Origin of the sequence: Mesorhizobium sp. L2C084A000, from assembly GCF_000502875.1 — a bacterium.
GTDB lineage: Bacteria > Pseudomonadota > Alphaproteobacteria > Rhizobiales > Rhizobiaceae > Mesorhizobium.
This window is the reverse complement of sequence record NZ_AYWX01000001.1, coordinates 570,545-588,478: the sequence shown is the minus strand read 5'-3', so window position 1 is coordinate 588,478 and position 17,934 is coordinate 570,545. Positions and strand designations below refer to the sequence as shown.

The window sequence follows — 17,934 nt, the reverse complement described above, 5'->3', positions numbered from 1 at the left end:
CCTAGCCGGCCAGGATCATTGACGCGGCGCGTTCGGCGATCATGATCGTCGGCGCGTTGGTGTTGCCCGACACCATTTTCGGAAAGACCGAGGCGTCGGCGATGCAAAGCCCGTCCAGCCCATGAACCTTCATCGACGTGGGATCGACGACGGCCATCACATCTGAACCCATGCGGCAGGTGCTGGTCGGGTGATAAAGCGTCGTGCAGTGGCCGCGTATATAGTCGGCGATCTCGGCGTCGCTCTCGCATTCGGCGCTCGGCGTGATTTCGCCGACGAGCATTTCGGCAAGCGGCGACTGTGCCGCGATGCGCCGGCTGATGCGGATGCCTTCGACCAGCGTGGCGATGTCCGAGCCATCCTCGTCGCTGATGAAGTAACGTGGGTCGATCGCCGGATATTCGATTGGATTGGCCGAGCGCAGGCGAATCTCGCCGCGGCTGTCTGGCCGCTGCAGCGTGGTGTGCAGCGTGATGCCGGGTCTGGACGAAAGGAACCGAACATAGTCGCGATGCGGGCTGATGGCGCCGTAAAGCTGCAGGTCCGGCTCGATATCGGGCCGGCTCTTGACGAAGCCGCCCGCCGCCACCCAGGGTGAGGAACGCGGACCGCTGCGCGATGTCTGCCATTCCGCGAAGTCGCGCTGCAGCGTCTCGTCGGTCCAGGCGCCGACGCCGATCTTGTCCTTGGTATAGAAGGTGATCGGAATGTTGATGTGGTCCTGCAGATCCTTGCCCACGCCCGGGAGGTCGTGCACGGGAGCAACGCCGACCTGGGCGAGTTCGTCGGCCGGCCCGATGCCCGAAAGCAGCATCAGCTGGCAACTGCCGATCGAGCCCGAGGACAGCACCACCTCGCTGTCGGCGAAAGCGGTCTCAGGTTCGCCATTGACGAGATAGCGGATGCCCTTGACCCGGCCCTTCTCGACGATCAGGCCCGTCGCCAGCACACCGGTTTTCACGGTCAGGTTGGGTCGTTCCCGCGCCGGGCGCAGATAGGCCTTGCCGGTGCCCCAACGTTCGCCATTCTTGATGGTGAACTGGAACAGGCCGACGCCTTCCTGCTCGNTCCTGCTCGACGCCGTTGAAATCGCGGTTCTGCTTGTAGCCTGCGGCCTTGCAGGCCTCGATCCAGGCAAGCTCGTTGGGATCGACATGTCCGACATTGCCGATATGCAGCGGCCCGTCGGCGCCGTGCAGCGGGTCGTTGCCGAGTTCGGCATTGCTTTCACTGGCCTTGAACACCGGCAGCACGTCAGCCCACGCCCAGCCGGGGCAGCCCATCGCCGCCCAGCCATCATAGTCGGACGGCAGGCCGCGAATATAGATCATGGCGTTCAGCGCGCCGGAGCCGCCGATCATCTTGCCGCGCGGCCAGAACACCCGCCTGCCGCGGCAGCCGGCCTGCGGCTCGGTGTAGTAGCTCCAGTCGACTTGCGTGTTGAACATGGTCGGCCAGTCCGACGGCACGTCCGAGGCGAGCGGCGCCTCGCGCCCGGCCTCGAGCAGCAGCACCTTGCGGGCAGGATCGGCGCTGAGCCGGTTTGCCAGCACGCAGCCGGCCGAGCCGGCGCCCACTATGATCGTATCGAACATCGTCAGTCTCTCACTTTCCGGCCGGGGTCGGGCTTTGCACAATGCTGCTTGCTGCCGGCTTGCTGTCGGGGCTGTCGGGGCTGGCGCGACGGCGCCCGAGCCAGTCGATGAGATCACCAAAACGGCCGACCAGCCCCTTGGGCATCAACACCACCGACAGGGCGATGATCAGGCCGAGCCCGAGCGTGCGGAACTCGCCGCTCTCTCGCATCAATTCGTCAGCCAGCACCAGCACCACCGTCCCGACCAGCGGTCCCCAGAACGTGCCGACGCCGCCGACCACGACGATGGCGATGATGAACATAAGTTGCGACATCGACAGCACACCGGGGCCGATCGCCTGGAAATGCGCGGCATAGAAACCGCCGGCCAGCCCGGTGAAGAAGGCGGAGATGCCGAACACCAGAAGCTGCGCCTGGAAGCGGTTGACGCCGCGGGCCACCGCATAGCCCGGATTGTCCTTCAGCGCCCGGAAGGCAAGGCCGATAGGGCTTTTGACGATCGCGTAGGTGAAGACCATGGTGAGCGCGAACAGCACCGCGATGATGGCGTAATTGCCGACCAGCCACTGCGCCCGGAGCAAGGCCCTGGTGCCGAGGTCGCCGAAGCGGGCAAAGCCGACGGCGCCGCCGGTGAACTGGCGGCAGACGGAGCCGACCATGACGAAACATTCGGTGTCGGTGACGATCAGCAGATACATCGTCTGGGCGATCGCCAGCGTCAGCAGCGCCACATAGACGCCGGTCAGGCGAAGGCAGGCGAGGCCGACGACCAGCGAGAACAGCACGGAGCCCAGCGCGCCCGGCACAAGTGCTGCCCAGACGTTCCAGCCGAAATAGAAGCAGAGCATCGCCGTCGCATAGCCGCCGAACGCAAAGATCGCCATTTGCGCCAGCGAGAAGATGCCCGAGAAGCCGAACAGGAGGTTCCACTGCGAGGCGATCGTCGCATAGAACAGCGCCAGCACGATCTGGCCAAGGATGTAGCGGCTGTCGACCAGGAACGGCAGCGCGATCGCCGCCGCGATCAGCATCAGGCTGATGGCAAGATCAGTCCTGGCCGAGCGAGACATGGAGGAACGGGACATGGGGCGTGTCTCTGTCATGATGCCCCTCACATGCGCCGGATTTCGGCGTGGCCGAAAAGGCCGGACGGCCGCCAGATCAGCACGGCAATGACGACGAACAGCAGCGATGGAAAGCCCCACCTGGCGCCCAAGGCGTACTGAACGAAGGATTCGAGCAACGCCAGCCCAAGTGCTGCTGCGATGGCGCCCGGCAGATTGCCGAGACCGGCGACCACGCACATGATGAAGGCCTTCAGCATCGGGTCGTTGCCGAGTGGCGGCGACAATTGCGTCATCGACGAGACCATGACGCCGCAGATGCCGGCGAGCGCGCCCGACAGCATCAGCACCTGCAGGTAGACGCGGTTGACGGCGACGCCCATGAGCTGCGCCGCGTCGCGGTTCTGCGCCGTCGCCCGGATCGCACGGCCCATCCGCGTGCGGCCGAGCGCCGCCGAGACGACCACCATCATCACGACCACCACCGCGATGATCAGAAGGTTCTGCCAGGGCAGCGTCAGCGGTCCCAGGCGTAAGGCACCGGCGATCGAAACCGGCTGCTTCAGCGGCTGCCCGCCATAGGTCAGGAGGATGGCATTCTCGAGGGCGATGCCGATGCCGACCGTGGCGATCATGACGTTGGCTTCGAATGTCGATTTGTCATTCTGCAGGAGATTGCGAACGATCGCGAAATAGAGGATGGCGCCGGCCAAAGCACCCGCGACGATGGCACCGGCGAAACCGATCGCGACCGGCAGGCCGAGCGAGGTGATCACCGTGAAGGCGACGTAGCCGCCAAGCGTCAGCATCGCCGCATGGGCCATGTTGAGCATGCCCATCGAACCCCAGACCAGCGACAGCCCGACCGTCGCCAGCGCATAGAGCGCGCCCGAGGTGAAGCCGGCGACGAGAATGGCCATGAGAACGTCGGTCATGGCGTCAGCCTCCGAGGTAGGTTGCGAGGAGTTCGTCGCGCGCCATCAGTTCGGCGGGCTTGCCTGACCAGACGATGGCGCCGTCGTCGAGCAGATGCAGGCGGTCGGCGAGGTCCTCGACCCGGGCCGGGTTCTCCTCCACCAGCAGGATCGTGCGCCCAGCCTTGCTCAGTTGCGAAATGACGTCGTAGACCTGATCGATGATCAGTGGCGCGAGGCCAAGCGACGGCTCGTCGATCAAAAGGATGCGCCCGCCCATCATCAGGCCGCGGCCTATGCCGACCATGCGCCGTTCGCCGCCCGACAGGCTCGAGGCGATCTGGTTGCGACGGTCGGCAAGCTTCGGCAGAAGCGCGTAGACCTCGTCCAGCCGACGCGTGATCTCGGCCTTGTCCGGCGCGAGATAGCCGCCCATCAAAAGGTTTTCGAGCACGCTCATCTGCGCGAACAGCATATCGCCCTGCGGCACGTGGGCGACGCCCAGCATCGCCGTCTCATGCGGCTTGCCGGACAGGCGCCGGCCGTCGATGCTGATCTGACCGCCGCGCAGCGGCACCAGGCCGGAAATGGTCTTGAGCAATGTCGACTTGCCATGGCCGTTCGGGCCGACGACGGTGATGAATTCACCGGCGTGAACGGTCAGCGAAATGCCCTTGAGCACGTCGAGTCCGTCATAGCCGCAGACGATGCCGTCGAGTTGCAGGACAGGTGGTTTTGCGGCTGCGCCCGTCATGGCGTTCCCCCCACCGCCGGATTCGTCATGGCGGCTTGCTCATCGAAGAATTTCTTCAGCCGTTTCTGCGTGCCCTGGCCGAGATAGGTTTCGACAACGGTCTGGTCCTCGGCGACCTTGTCCGGCCGGCCTTCGAATATCACCTTGCCATGGTGCATGATGATCACGCGGCTGGAGAGCGCCAGGAGAAAGCGCATGACGTGCTCGATCAGGACGATCGTCAGTCCCTGGTCGCGCAGTTTCAGCACCATCGCCATGATCTGGTCGATCTCGGCGACGTTGAGCCCGCCCACCGGCTCGTCGAGGAAGAGCATTTTCGGCCGGGTGGCGATGGCGCCGGCAATCATCAGCAGCTTGCGGTCGAGCACCGGCAGCCGCGCCACGGTCTCGTCGGCCTTGGCCGCAAGCCCGACGAAGTCCAGCGCTTCGATCGTTGCCTGCCGGACATCCTCGCCGAGGCGGAAGCCGGCCAGCCTTCGCCGCTGCCGGCCGAAATAGGCGGCGATCTCGATGTTTTCGCGAACGGTCAAGCTGTCGAAGGCGGCATTGAGCTGGAAAGTGCGGGCGATGCCGAGTTGGCAGATGCGGTCGGCCGGAAGCGCCGAAATGTCGGTGTCGCCGAAATGCACCCGGCCGCCACTGGCCGGCGTGATCCCTGTCACCACGTCGAAGAAGGTCGTCTTGCCGGCGCCGTTCGGCCCACCAATGCCAACGATCTCGCCCGCATTGACCACCATCGACACGCCGTCGACGGCGGCCAGCGAGCCGAACCGTTTGACCACACTGTCACAAACCAGCATCGGACCGGCGGCCTCAGTCATATTTCTCACCCAATGGAGCCGGTCGGGCAAAGGGCCCGGCCGGTGTCGTTGGTTTCATTTCCGCGTCCGGTCACTTGATCCATGGCGGCAGGATGAAGCTGTCCGTGGCATAGAGCGCCGGCGCGATCAGCTTCGGATCGGTTTTGTAATCCTGATGCTGCAGGAACTGGTGCGGCATGCCAAGCGACGGATCGGCCACCTGCGTCGGATAGCAGAAGGCCGATTGGCCGGCCGGATCGGCCCGGTAGGTGCCGTTGACCCCGCGATAGACCAGGCGCTTCATCGCATTGGCCACCTTGGTGGTCTGCGCCTTGTCCATCGGTTCGCCTGGACCACCGGCGATTGCCGCGGCAAGCGCCCACATCCACAGGCCGTCATAGGTCTGCGATCCCGTGATGTAGGCCGAGTTCGGGCCGAATTTGGCCCGGTAGCTCTCGCGGAACGGCTTGGAGAAGTCGTCCGGCAGGCAGCCGATCACCGTCGAATAGACGACGCCGTTGACCGCCTCGCCGCCGATCTCGCGGAAAGCCGGCAGCGATGGTCCGTACTGCATGTAGATCAGGCTGTTGATCGGCTCGGCGAGGAACTGGACCATGAACTGCGCCAGGTCCTGCGGCAGGAAGTGCGTGACCAGGATCGCCGCCGGCGGGTCCTGGCGGAGTTTCGCCAGCGTTGGTCCCCACTGGTTGGTCGGGAACGGAACGGTCTCGAACAGGCTGACCTCGAAGCCGTATTCGGCGGCCTTGTCGCGGATCGCGTTGGCGATGACGATCGAATATTCGTTGGCAGACGGGATGATGGCGATCTTCTTGTTGGGCGCCTTCCATTTGCCGTCCGCGGCAAGCGTCTTGAGGAAGTTCAGGCAGCCCGGTCCATACCAGAACTCCGGCGGATCGCCCTGGAAGGAGCTGTAATAGCGGGCAGGGTCGGTCTTGAACTTCTCATTGTGCGAAATCAGCGTGTTGTAGTGCATCATGATGACGTCGTTGTCGGCGGCGACGTCCATCTCGATCATGTTGGTGCCGAGATTGTAGCCATTGATGATGACCGGCGCCTCGAAGCGGTCGATCAGGCGCTGCATCGACTGGCTGACGAGGTCGGCGCCCATTTCCTTGGTGTCTTCGATGTGGATCTCGACAGGCCGGCCGAGAATGCCGCCCGCCGCATTGATCTCCTCGGCGGCAAGTTCGAGACCGTTCTTGAACTCGATGCCGTCGGCGGCGGCGATGCCGGACATCGGCAGGGCCGAGCCGACCGGAATGGGCTTGGTGTCCTGGGCGATCGCCGCAGTGTTCATATCGGCAAGAAGCGCGGCACCGGCCGCACCCGCGCCGACCACGCCCTGCAGCATTGCACGTCTGTTCATCATGGCAAAGTTCCCCTTTTGGCGTTGGTTAGAGTCTTTTCTTCATGCGAAATCTTTCACACCAGATCTTTCTGGCGAAACGCGTGGGTCATGGGCACGAAAGCGGCTTCCAGGTCGGCTGCCGCCGAAAGCACGCGGGCATCGTCGCCGCGCGCGCCGATGATCTGGAAGCCGACGGGCAGGCCCGCCTCGGTCATGCCGCAAGGGATGACGCAGGCCGGTTGCTGGCTGAGATTGATCGGGTAGCTGAACGCCGCCCATTCGATCCATCGCGAGAGGCCGCTGCCCAGAGGCACTTCAAGGCCAACGTCGAAGGCTGGAATCGATGTCCCCGGCGAAACGATGAAATCATAGTCGTCTAGCAGCCGGTCCATGGCGGCGCCGAATTCGGCGCGCTCCAACTGTGCGGCGACGAGCGTATGGACGTCGAACGCCGCCCCAGCCTGCGCGATCTCCAGGAAGCCCGGATCGATGCCCGCCCGTTCGCTCGGCGGAACCAGCGCCAGCCGCGCCGCGGCGCCGGTGAACCAGTGATGCTGGAACAGATCGAGGAGATCGCCACCGGGAAGGTCAATCGGCTCGACCGTCGCGCCGAAGGCGTCGAAACACGCCAAGGCGTGGGAGACGACGGCGGCGATCCCGGGATCCAGCGCTCCTGAAGGCGGCTTCGACCAGTAGCCGATCCGGGCGCCCCGCAAAACTTCTTCGATCCGACCAAGCGGCGCCAGCGTTCCCACGCCTTGCTGCCAGTCGCTGATATCGCGGCCGGACATGGCGCCGGCCATGACGGAAAGATCGAGTGCTGTCCGCGCCATCGGTCCGATATGGGCGACGGTTCCGAACGCGCTGGACGGATAGGCGGGCACGCGGCCGAAGGTCGGCTTCAATCCGGCGATGCCGGTGAACGAGGCCGGAATGCGGATCGAGCCCCCGCCATCGGTACCGAGATGGAAGACGCCGGCGCCGGTGGCGGCGGCCACCGCCGCTCCGCCGGAGGAACCGCCGGGGGTCTTTTGCGCATTCCAGGGATTGCGCGTGATGCCGCAGAGGCCGCTGTCGGTAATCGCCTTCCAGCCGAATTCGGGCGTCGTCGTCTGTCCGATGAAGACGGCGCCGGCTCTGCGCAGCAGGGCAACGGCGGGGGCATCCTTGTCATAGGCGGCGGAAGTCGTCGTCCTGCTGCCGTAACGCACGCTCCAGCCCTCGACCCAGACGATGTCCTTCAGCGTCGTCGGTATGCCGTCGGCTTCCGACAGCGGCTCGCCTGCCCGCCAGCGTTTCTCGGAAGCACCTGCGGCCTCGATCGCACCCTTGCGGTCGATCATGGTGAAAGCGTTGAAAAGCGGATTGATCGCTTCGGCGCGATCCAGCGCCGCCAGCGTTACCTCGACGGGCGACAGCGATCCAGCGCGGTAGGCGGCGCTAAGCTCCGCAGCAGCCAGGCGGCACAGAACATCGGCGTCGGCAATGGGAGACAGCCCATTCGGCATGCAGTTCGAACCCCTCACTTCATGGCCGCTCTTGCGGCAGCCTTGTCAGCCCGGGCAATCTGGCGGGTTTTTTCATCACCATAAAATGTATTGTTGTGGGGAACATTCGCTATTTAATGTAACAAAGAGCCATGAATCTGACCATTCGGCAGTTGCGCTATGTCTGCGAAGTCGCCCGCCTTGGCAGCGTGCTGGCGGCCTCCAGATCGCTCTACATCTCGCAATCCTCCATCCTCGGGGCGATCACTCTGGCCGAGGCCGGGATGGGGGCGCGCATTTTCGACAGGCGGCCGGCGCGCGGCGTCTCCATCACGCCGGCCGGCCAACGCTTCGTCGCCGCCGCCCGCATCATGCTGGCGGCGGAAACGGAGTTCAACCGGTCGATCGGAGACCTCAACGGGCGCGTGCCGAAGGTCCTGCGCATCGGCTGCTTCGAGCCGTTCGGCGCGCTGTTCATGCCGGAGATGCTGCGCAGCTATCTCGACAGCGTCGGCGATGTCGAGATCGACCTTGTCGAGGCCGACCAGGTCCAGTTGCAGGAACGGCTTGTCGCCGGCCAGATCGATCTGGCCATTCTCTACGATATCGGTCCAATCGGTATCGACAGCGTCACCCGCATCTGCAAGGTACCGGCGCATGCCGTGCTCAATGCAGACGATCCCCTTGCCGCGCGCGACGGCATCTGGCTGGCGGAACTGGCGGCACGTCCGCTGGTGCTGCTCGACCTGCCGCACACGGCGACCTATCTCCTGACCCTGTTCGACGTGCTGGCGAAACGGCCGGAGGTGCGCTTTCGCACGCGCTCTTACGAAACGGTGCGCTCGGCCGTCGCCTCCGGCTTCGGCATGGCCGTCCTCAACATGCGGCCGATCGGCCGCGCCACCGCCGATGGCGAGGAGATCGTTCGAAGACCAATCCTCGATGAACTGCCGCCACCGACGCTGATCGTCGCCGACATGTACGGTTCGGCAAAGCCACTCTTCGTGCGTGTCTTCATCGACATGTTCCATCGCTTTTTCAGCGCGGTGGGCCCTTCGGGCTTTTCGGTGACGACGCCGGAGCGCGAACCTTTTCTACTGGTCGCCAGGGAGGATGGCTGAGCCGCCCCCTTGGCGTTGCGGACATTTACAGGACTGGCGTTGCAACCGCGCCGGAGGCGCGGGTTCCGGATCGAGATGTTCGAGATCGACGGCCGGCTCGGCGAAGCCTACCGGCGCGACAAATGACGAAGCCGGCGCATAGATTGCATGAGCACTGGCCGTTGCCGCTAAACTGAAGTTTTGGCGCAACCACTCGGTTGCGGGCGCGTTTGTGAGCAAGGGCATCGATTGGAGGGATAGATTCGTCAACAGTTCCAAGCAAAAGCGCCCGAATTACGAAACTCGCTGCGGTGCGCTGGCTCGCGCTGTGGTTATGCTTGGGAACCTGTTCCAGCTGCTCGGGAGCCCAGTCGGCGCTTGATCCGGCCGGAGAGGAAGCGCGCCAGATCGCTGACCTTTTCTGGCCCATGGCCATTGCTGGCGGTTTTATCTGGCTGACGGTCATCGGTCTTCTGGTCCACGCGACGCGTCATGAGCGCACTCCCATAGACGAGCGTATTGCAAGCCGGCTGATTTTCTGGGGCGGGGCAGCCATTCCTTCGCTACTCCTCTTTCTCTTGCTAGGCTATGCGCTTTGGTTGATGCCTGGACTGAGACCTTTCGCACGAGCCGGCGAAGCCAATGGTCTCAGGATCGAAGTGACCGGTGAGCAATTCTGGTGGCGGGTCGCCTACCACCCGGCTGACGGCGGAGTTCCTATTCTTTCCGCCAACGAGATCAGGCTGCCGGTTGGCGAGCGCGTCGAGTTCTTGCTGAAAAGCACCGACGTCATCCATTCCTTCTGGATTCCCGCGCTCGGTGGCAAGATGGACATGATCCCGGGTCGCGTGAATCGGCTCTCGTTGCTGGCTACCAAACCTGGCACCTACCGCGGCCCTTGCGCGGAATATTGCGGGACCTCGCACGCGCTGATGACCTTCACGGCCGTCGCCATGCAGCCCGCTGCCTTCGGGGAATGGCTGGCTGTGCGGGCGAACCCTTCGCCCGGCGCATCCTTGCCCGGACGCGACATATTCCTTCGCAACGGCTGCGGCGCGTGCCACCGCGTTGCGGGCACACAAGCTGAGGGTGGTGTCGGCCCGGATCTCTCGCATATGGGTTCGCGGGGAACGATTGGTGCCGGCGTTTTGCCCACCGACGATGAGGCCGTTCGTAGCTTCATCGCCCATCCGCATTTGATCAAGCCGGGTTCGAAGATGCCCGACTTCAACATGTTGCCCCAACAGGACATCGCCGAAATCGCCTCCTGGCTGAAGGGACTCGAATGACAACCCTCAAAGCCCGCATCAAGCGAAACGCCTTGCCCTCCGCAGAGAAGATCGAGGAAGAACAGCTGCGCCTCGTCTGGAAGACGCCGATCGGCTGGCGTTACTGGACTTCGGTCAACAATACGCAGGTTGGCCTCTGGTACGGGGGTGCGGCCTTTGCCTTCATGCTGTTTGGCGGCGTGCTGGCGCTTCTTGTGCGCACGCAGCTCGCGGTTCCGAGAAACAATTTCCTCTCTGCCGACTTCTATAACCAGGCCTTCACGCTGCACGGCACCGTGATGATGTTCCTGTTTGCCGTGCCCATCTTCGAGGCCGTCGCCATCTTTCTGCTGCCGCCAATGCTCGGTGCGCGTGAACTGCCATTTCCCCGTCTCGGCGCCTTCGGCTTCTGGAGCTTTCTGATCGGCGGTGTCTTCGTTTGCGGTTCGATCTTCTTCGACGCCGCTCCCTCTTCAGGCTGGTTCATGTATCCGCCTCTTGCCACTGACAAGGCATATTCCGGCATTGGTGCCGACATCTGGCTGCTGGGCCTCTCCTTTATCGAAGTCGCCTCCATTGCTGCGGCGGTCGAACTGATCGTCGGCATCATGAAGTGCCGCGCGCCGGGCATGCGCATCAACCTAATGCCACTGTTCGCCTGGTACCTGCTGATCGTCGCGGGCATGATCCTATTCGCTTTTCCGCCGCTGATCGCCGGCGACATCTTGTTTGAGATGCAGCGCATGTTCGACTGGCCGTTCTTCGACCCGACGCGGGGCGGCGACCCACTGCTGTGGCAGCACCTGTTCTGGATCTTCGGGCACCCCGAGGTCTACATCATCTTCTTGCCCGCCATCGCGCTGATGGCGATGATCGTGCCAACCTTTTCGCAACGTCCGATCGTCGGCTATTCCTGGATCGTGCTTGCCGCTGTCGGCACCGGCTTCCTATCGTTCGGCCTCTGGGTCCACCACATGTTCGCGACCGGCCTGCCGCAGATCTCGCTGGCATTCTTCTCGGCCGCCTCGGAAGCGGTCGCGATTCCAACCGGCGTGCAGATCTTCGTCTTCATCGCCACCATGCTGGCCGGACGTGTCATCTTCTCGGTGCCGATGCTGTTCGGCGCCGGCGGGCTCGCTATCTTCGTCATCGGCGGGCTGACCGGCGTGATGGTCGCGCTCGTGCCGTTCGACTGGCAGGCGCACGATACCTATTTTATCGTCGCACATCTGCATTACGTGCTGATCGGTGGAATGCTGTTCCCGCTGGTCGCCGGCGTTTACTATTATTACCCGCTGATCAATGCGCGGATACTCTCGCCCCGTCTCGGGCGCACCGCCTTCTGGCTGATGTTTGCCGGCTTCAACGTCGCCTTCTTTCCGATGCATCTCAGCGGCCTGCGCGGGATGCCGCGCCGCGTCTTCACCTACCCCGAGGGGATCGGTTGGGACTGGCTGAATCTCATCTCCACGATCGGCGCCTATGTTTTCGCGGCAGGGGTGCTGGTGGTTGTCTTCGATGTTGTACGGCCGAAGCATCGCGAACCCCGCAGCGAGCAGAATCCGTGGAAGGCGGGCACGCTCGAATGGCTGAACGAGCCCGAGGAGAACTGGGGCGTTCGATCCATTCCGATCATCGAGAGCCGGTATCCGCTTTGGGACCAGGCGGATCTGATGCAAAAGGTCAATGAGGGCGCCTATTATCTTCGCAGTGCCAAGGAGAATCGCCGCGAGACGCTCATCACCTCGGTGCTCGACGCCCATCCGCTGCAGTGCCAGCGCGTGGCGACATCAACCACGATCACAATAATCTCGGCCGCATTGCTCGGCGGCGTTTTCGTCGCGCTCACCTTCGAACTCTGGATCCTCGCCCTATTGTCGGGCATCGGCACGCTCTCTGCCATTTTGTGGTGGCTCTGGACCGGCACCGGCGAAACCCCGGAAAAGAAGACCAAGGATGTCGGCCTTGGACTGCGCTTGCCGCTCTATGCCTCCGGTCCGGATTCTGTTGGCTGGTGGGCGATGTTCATTACGATGGTTGGCGACGGAACTGCGTTCGCCAGCCTCATCTTCGGCCATTTCTTCTACTGGACCATCCATCCCGACTTCACTCTGGGGCAGCCGGGTCCCGGTATGCGGTGGCCGATGATCGCGCTGTCTCTCTTCGTCGCCGCATGGGTCGCGATGCTTGGTGCGCGCCGACTGAACGCAAGCGGGTGGATCGACGGCGCACGCGTTGCGCTTGTTGCCGCGTTTCTGCTGACGCTTGCTGCCTCTGCAGCCGGTTTTGCCGGGCCCTGGCAGCATGACATGCAGCCGACAGCGCATGTCTATCCGGCGATCGTCTGGATTCTCGTCATCTGGGCGCTTGCTCATGCCGCGGTCGGATCCGTCATGCAGCTCTATTGCCTTGCGCGCAGCCTCGCCGGTCGCCTGACGCGGGAGCACGACATGGAACTGCACAACGTCGCGCTCTACTGGCATTTTATGGCGATCACCGCTGTCATCACCTTCGCCGTCATCGGCCTTTTCCCTGAAGCGATGTGAGACGGTGATGCGCATCATTCCCAAAGAGGTCGAAACGCTCTGGACGCTCTTCACCGCGCCCGTGATCTGGGCCGGACATTTCCTCGCCTGTTACGCACTGGCCGCAATCTGGTGTGCAAAGCGCGGTGACCTCGGTTTCGCTGTCGTCCAGGCTGGCATAGTGGCTATGACGCTGGCGGCACTCGCGATGATCGTCTTGTCCGGGTGGCTCGCCTGGAGGCAGTGGGGCTTCGGCACGAACGACCCGCCGCACGACGATCCCTCAGCGACGGACCGCAACCTCTTCCAGGGGTTTGCCACGCTACTGCTTTGCGGCCTGAGCTTCGTCGCCGTGCTCTACGTGGCGTTGCCGCTGCTCTTCATCGACGGATGCTCCTCATGAGGACGACAAGCCTGTTGCTGGGCTTCGTCACCCTCGCGCTGGTCTGGGCGGGACCGCTGCTCGATGCATGGCGTGGCTCGTTCGCGGCCCACATGCTTGCCCACATGGGCGTCGTCGCGATCGCGGCGCCGCTGATCGCGATCGGTATTGCCAGGACGATACGCTCCGTGGCCACCGCCGCTCCCCTTATCGCCTCTCTCGTCGAACTGATTGTCGTCTGGGGCTGGCATGCGCCGGCTGCGCGCCAGTGGGCCGAGACATCGACCATTGCCACCATGATCGAGCAGGTGTCCTTCCTTGGCGCCGGGCTGTTCCTGTGGCTGACGTGCGTGGCGCCGCGCAATTCCGATGCGCCGGCTAGGGACGCTGCCGGCGCCTTCGCGTTGCTCCTGACCTCCATCCACATGACGTTGCTTGGCGCGCTGCTCTCGCTCGCCTCGCGACCGCTCTATGGCCTCGGCGATGTGACGTGCTTCGGCCTCGTGCTCGGGGCGGGACAGGACCAGGCGCTCGGCGGCATCATCATGTTGATGATCGGCGCTGCCGCTTACCTCGCTGGAGGCGTCTTCCTGCTTGCCAGGCTCCTAGGCGGCAAAACCGAGAGGCTGGCCGGCTGATGCACGTCAACTGGAAACACTTGGCGATAGGCCTGGTGATTTTGCCGGTCGCCGTGCTTTTCGCGACCTGGATCGGCTTCTTCAACGTTGGCGCCTCGACCGGCCACTGGAAGGTGACCGAGTGGTTCCTCCACTTCGCCATGCGCTCGGCCGTACGGACATACGCACTCACGGTCAAGGTGCCGGACGAGCTGCCGCGCTACGCTATTCAGCCGGCTGCCGGCCATTTCGCCCGCGGCTGCGCCATCTGCCACGGCGCGCCCGGCGAACCGCGATCGCCCGCCGTCCTTGCGATGCTGCCGCAGCCGCCGGACCTTGTCGGTAAGGTCGGCGAATGGACGGACGCCGAACTCTTCCGCATCGTCCAGCACGGCGTGCGCTTCACCGGCATGCCGGCCTGGCCGACGCAGCAGCGCGACGATGAAGTCTGGGCGATGGTTGCCTTCCTGCGCGAACTGCCGATGATGGACCAGGCGCGGTGGCGCGACCTTGCTTATGGCAGTAGCGAACCGCCGACTGGCCAAACACGAGGCCTCGAACGCGCACTCGCCGACTGTACCCGCTGCCACGGCACGGATGGGCTCGGCCGGAGCCCCGCAACGCCCGTCTTGGCCTCTCAGCGCGAAACCTATCTTTTTGAAAGTTTGAGAGCCTACGCTGCCGGCCACCGCCAGAGCGGTGTCATGGGAATTTCTGTCACCGCTGTCGACCCTGCACTCCTCGCCGATCTCGCGCGGCATTTTTCCGCGCTGCCTGCGCCTGCAACGTCAACGCAACCGGACCGTGCCCGGATCGCGCGTGCCGATGAGATCGCGCGACGCGGCATTCCGGAGCGCGACGTTCCGGCATGCCTGGGTTGCCACGGTCGTCCGGACCGCAACCCCATCTATCCGGAACTGTCCGGACAGCCCGCCAAATACATTGCGACCCAGCTCGAGCTTTTCCGCGAGGAAAAGCGCGGCGGCACGCGCTTCGCCCATCTGATGCGCAACGCTGCTAAAAACCTCTCGGACGAAGATATTGCCGCACTGGCCGCCTATTTCGCGCAAATGTCGCGTGCCGCCGCAACCGGAACGCCCTGATGGCGTTACGTCACTGTCCCAATCTCGGGAATATCTGATGCGAAAAATTCTCGGCGTTTTACTCGTCATTGTCGCCTTCGTCGTAATCGCGGGGGCGAGCTTGTTCTTCTTCTCGCGCGAACAGGCCACCGTTCCGATCGAGCAGACCTACGGTCCAAACCCGACGCTCGCCGAACCCAATCCGACCTGGATACCCACGGTCCATGTTGCCGAGGCGACCCCTTGGCCCCAAGGCAAGATGCCGGTCGCCGCCCAAGGCTTCGCCGTCAACGAATTCGCTGGCGGCCTCGACCATCCGCGCTGGCTGCACGTGCTGCCCAATGGCGACGTGCTGGTCGCCGAAAGCAACGCGCCGCCAAAACCTGACGAAGGTTTTTCCATACGTGGCTGGTTCATGAACCTGTTCCAGAGCCGGGCTGGCGCCGAGGTGCGGAGCGCCAACCGTATCTCGCTGTTACGCGACGAGAACGGCGATGGCGTGGCTGAGACCAGGACAGCCCTCCTCAGCAGCCTCTTCTCGCCCTTCGGCATGACGCTGCTCGACGGCAAGCTCTATGTCGCCAATGCCGACGCGGTCGTCGCTTTCCCCTATCGCGACGGCACCACCGAGATCACTGCTCCGTCCGAGAAGATCGTCGACCTTCCGGCCGGCCGCAATCACCATTGGACCAAGGACGTCATTGCCAGTCCGGACGGAATGAAGCTCTATGCCACCGTGGGCTCCAACTCCAATGTCGGCGAAAACGGCATGGAGGAGGAAGAAGGCCGCGCCGCCGTGCACGAAATCGACCTCGCGACGCGGCAGACGCGGCTCTTTGCGTCGGGTCTGCGCAACCCGAACGGCCTCTCCTGGAACCCTGAAAGCGGGGAACTCTGGGCGGTCGTCAACGAGCGGGACGAGATCGGCAGCGACCTCGTTCCCGACTACATGACATCGGTCAGGGATGGCGCCTTCTACGGCTGGCCCCACAGCTATTTCGGCCAACACATCGATGTCAGGGCGCAGCCACCGCGTCCGGACCTCGTCGGCAAGGCGATCGTGCCCGACTACGCACTCGGGGCGCACACCGGGTCGCTTGGGCTCACCTTCAACACCGCCGACCTGTTCGGCCCGCACATGAAGAATGGCGCCTTTGTCGGCCAGCATGGTTCATGGAATCGCATGCCGCGAAGCGGCTACAAGGTGATCTTCGTGCCGTTTGCCGACGGCAAGCCGTCGGGGCCGCCACAGGACGTGCTCACCGGATTTCTGAGCAACGATGACAAGGCATTCGGCCGTCCGGTTGGCGTCGCCATCGACCGAACTGGCGCATTGCTGATCGCGGATGATGTGGGCAACAAGATTTGGCGGGTTATCCCGGCGGCCGACTAGGCCGGCGCGTTGCTTCGGCGCGTGGAAGGGTTGGGCTCATGGGCCAAAACGACCGAGGAGCCGAGCGGATCGTCACCATTTTTGGCGAAACAGGGTTTCTCGGGGGACGATCGAGATGCCGATGGCGCTCGGTCTGGTTGGCGGCGCCACCAGACGCGTCCGCTGGCCCACATCGCGCTCGAGATCCTCGGGGTGATAACACCACAAAGCAGCGCAAGCCCTGCCCGAAGCCANCGCTCGAGATCCTCGGGGTGATGGCCGAGGCGGCGGTGACTGTCGGCCTGGCACAGAACATGGCGGCGATTCCGGCGCTGGCCAACTTATCCTGAATGAGGGTGCGAAAAGAATGCATGGCTCCAAGTTAGCTGCGGTTTGCGCGCCCAAGGCTGGTTTGATCAACTGCACACCAGGACCGTGACGATAATTGAAACCGTCGAGAGCTCCGGCCCTTGGGCCAAACGGCCACATAAGTTTATTCGTTTTTGACCAATACGCGTCGGCGGATTCCTGTAATCTTCAGAAAAACACCGGGCTAACCGGGGCCAATCAGAAAGGTCGGGGAATGAAATACGTCGTCGATACGATCGGCGGTCCCACAGGCGGTGATGCCTGGCAAGCCGCTGTTACCGAAGCCTATTTTCCGCTCGACACCGAGTATCGGAACCGTCGTGAATTTTCAGGCACGCTGGAAACCTTCTCGCTTGGGCTCGTCAGCGTGTCTAAAATGCGCTGCGATGCCGTAAGCTATCGCCGCCATCGCCGCCACTTCCTCAACGAACGTGACGCCAGCCTGCTCATCACCATCCCGGAGATGTCGGAGGTGAATTTCTCGCAAGGGTCGAGGACCGTCAATTGCGGTCCGGGGGGCTTCCTCGTTGAGAGGGGAGATGCGCCTTACGAATTCTGGCACGGTAAGCCAAACGCGCTGTGGGTCCTGAAGGTGCCGTCGTCGAGCGTTCGGGCGCGGATCGGGTCTGCCGAACGGCTCAGTGCGCTCAGTTTCGACGCAACCCAAGGCGTCGCCGCGCTCTTCCTTGACACGGTGCGAACCACGATCGGCCATGTCGATGAGATCACTGAAGTCGCTCGTGAGATGATGGGCAGGCACATCCTGGAAATGCTGTGCCTGTCGATCGTGAGCGACGATCGCGTGCTGGACAGCAGCATCTCGTCGATCCGGGCCGGCCATTTGCATCGTGCCGAGCAGTATATTCGCGACAATCTGAAGAATTCCGGCCTCGGCCCGCAGGCGGTGGCCGATGCCTGCGGGATTTCCCTGCGTTACCTGCAGGTTCTTTTTCAGGACAGCAACCAGTCGATCAACGGCTTCATCCGCGACGCCCGGCTTGAACTTTGCTCCGAGGAACTGATGTCGGTGACCAACATCAGCAGCGTTGCCGAGATTGCTTACCGCTGGGGCTTTGCCGACCAGTCTCAATTCTGCAAGCACTACCGGACGCGGTTCGGTTGCGCACCGACTGATACCCGTCGCGAAGCAGCGAACCGGGCAGGCCGCGCTTCGACCTCAAGAGAGCGGCACTAGACCCGGCGAAATCCGGGCCAATTCCCATAATCTATTGCG

Annotated in this window: 15 protein-coding genes and 1 pseudogene; 8 read left to right on the top strand and 8 right to left on the bottom strand. The window is 63.5% G+C overall.

The genetic code is table 11. From position 1 onward, the window contains the following. Position 1: 1 nt before the first annotated feature. The 8 genes and pseudogenes from X735_RS1000000170215 to X735_RS162905 form a co-directional block, all read right to left on the bottom strand. A complete protein-coding gene (locus X735_RS1000000170215) occupies positions 2 to 1,156 on the bottom strand; it encodes a GMC oxidoreductase (protein WP_280940277.1) in 1,155 nt (384 codons plus the stop codon). 10 nt (positions 1,157 to 1,166) lie between these two features. Then, positions 1,167 to 1,595 (bottom strand): annotated as a pseudogene (locus X735_RS1000000170210) (GMC family oxidoreductase N-terminal domain-containing protein); the annotation flags it as partial. 10 nt (positions 1,596 to 1,605) lie between these two features. Beyond that, complete coding sequence (locus X735_RS162880) at positions 1,606 to 2,682, bottom strand: branched-chain amino acid ABC transporter permease (protein ID WP_023809006.1); 1,077 nt, start codon at positions 2,680 to 2,682, stop codon at positions 1,606 to 1,608. Positions 2,683 to 2,708: 26 nt separating this feature from the next. Next, positions 2,709 to 3,596 carry a branched-chain amino acid ABC transporter permease gene (locus tag X735_RS162885; RefSeq protein ID WP_023809005.1) on the bottom strand — a complete coding sequence of 296 codons (888 nt, stop codon included), beginning with the start codon at positions 3,594 to 3,596 and terminating at the stop codon, positions 2,709 to 2,711. A gap of 4 nt (positions 3,597 to 3,600) precedes the next feature. After that, positions 3,601 to 4,329 (bottom strand): ABC transporter ATP-binding protein, encoded by a 729-nt coding sequence (locus tag X735_RS162890; RefSeq protein ID WP_023809004.1) that lies wholly within the window; start codon positions 4,327 to 4,329, stop codon positions 3,601 to 3,603. After that, positions 4,326 to 5,150 (bottom strand): ABC transporter ATP-binding protein, encoded by an 825-nt coding sequence (locus X735_RS162895; RefSeq protein ID WP_031212363.1) that lies wholly within the window; start codon positions 5,148 to 5,150, stop codon positions 4,326 to 4,328. The genes X735_RS162890 and X735_RS162895 overlap by 4 nt, the downstream gene beginning before the upstream one ends. 70 nt (positions 5,151 to 5,220) lie before the next feature. Next, entirely contained in the window at positions 5,221 to 6,519 is a 1,299-nt protein-coding gene (locus X735_RS162900) for an ABC transporter substrate-binding protein (protein WP_031212361.1), read from the bottom strand. Between the two features lie 53 nt (positions 6,520 to 6,572). Further along, positions 6,573 to 8,006: an amidase gene (locus tag X735_RS162905; RefSeq protein ID WP_050592623.1), complete on the bottom strand. Its 1,434-nt coding sequence runs from the start codon at positions 8,004 to 8,006 to the stop codon at positions 6,573 to 6,575. 131 nt (positions 8,007 to 8,137) lie between these two features. Here X735_RS162905 and X735_RS162910 point away from each other — a divergent pair, with 131 nt between their 5' ends. From X735_RS162910 to X735_RS162945, 8 genes are all read left to right on the top strand, one after another. After that, entirely contained in the window at positions 8,138 to 9,106 is a 969-nt protein-coding gene (locus tag X735_RS162910) for a LysR family transcriptional regulator (RefSeq protein ID WP_023809000.1), read from the top strand. A gap of 290 nt (positions 9,107 to 9,396) precedes the next feature. Continuing rightward, positions 9,397 to 10,374 (top strand): cytochrome c oxidase subunit II, encoded by a 978-nt coding sequence (gene coxB / locus X735_RS162915; RefSeq protein WP_280940276.1) that lies wholly within the window; start codon positions 9,397 to 9,399, stop codon positions 10,372 to 10,374. Further along, a complete protein-coding gene (gene ctaD / locus X735_RS162920) occupies positions 10,371 to 12,899 on the top strand; it encodes a cytochrome c oxidase subunit I (RefSeq protein ID WP_023808998.1) in 2,529 nt (842 codons plus the stop codon). Before coxB ends, ctaD begins: the two co-directional genes overlap by 4 nt. Positions 12,900 to 12,906: 7 nt before the next feature. Then, the gene (locus X735_RS162925) at positions 12,907 to 13,281 is read left to right on the top strand and encodes a hypothetical protein (protein WP_023808997.1); all 375 of its coding nucleotides are present in this window, start codon (positions 12,907 to 12,909) and stop codon (positions 13,279 to 13,281) included. Continuing rightward, positions 13,278 to 13,898, top strand: coding sequence for a cytochrome c oxidase assembly protein (locus X735_RS162930; RefSeq protein WP_023808996.1), 621 nt, complete (start codon positions 13,278 to 13,280; stop codon positions 13,896 to 13,898). The genes X735_RS162925 and X735_RS162930 overlap by 4 nt, the downstream gene beginning before the upstream one ends. Before the next feature lie 20 nt (positions 13,899 to 13,918). After that, positions 13,919 to 14,980 (top strand): c-type cytochrome, encoded by a 1,062-nt coding sequence (locus tag X735_RS162935; protein WP_245273058.1) that lies wholly within the window; start codon positions 13,919 to 13,921, stop codon positions 14,978 to 14,980. 37 nt (positions 14,981 to 15,017) lie between these two features. Continuing rightward, positions 15,018 to 16,352 carry a sorbosone dehydrogenase family protein gene (locus X735_RS162940; protein WP_023808994.1) on the top strand — a complete coding sequence of 445 codons (1,335 nt, stop codon included), beginning with the start codon at positions 15,018 to 15,020 and terminating at the stop codon, positions 16,350 to 16,352. Positions 16,353 to 16,914: 562 nt separating this feature from the next. Further along, complete coding sequence (locus X735_RS162945) at positions 16,915 to 17,895, top strand: helix-turn-helix domain-containing protein (protein ID WP_023808993.1); 981 nt, start codon at positions 16,915 to 16,917, stop codon at positions 17,893 to 17,895. Positions 17,896 to 17,934: the final 39 nt, after the last annotated feature.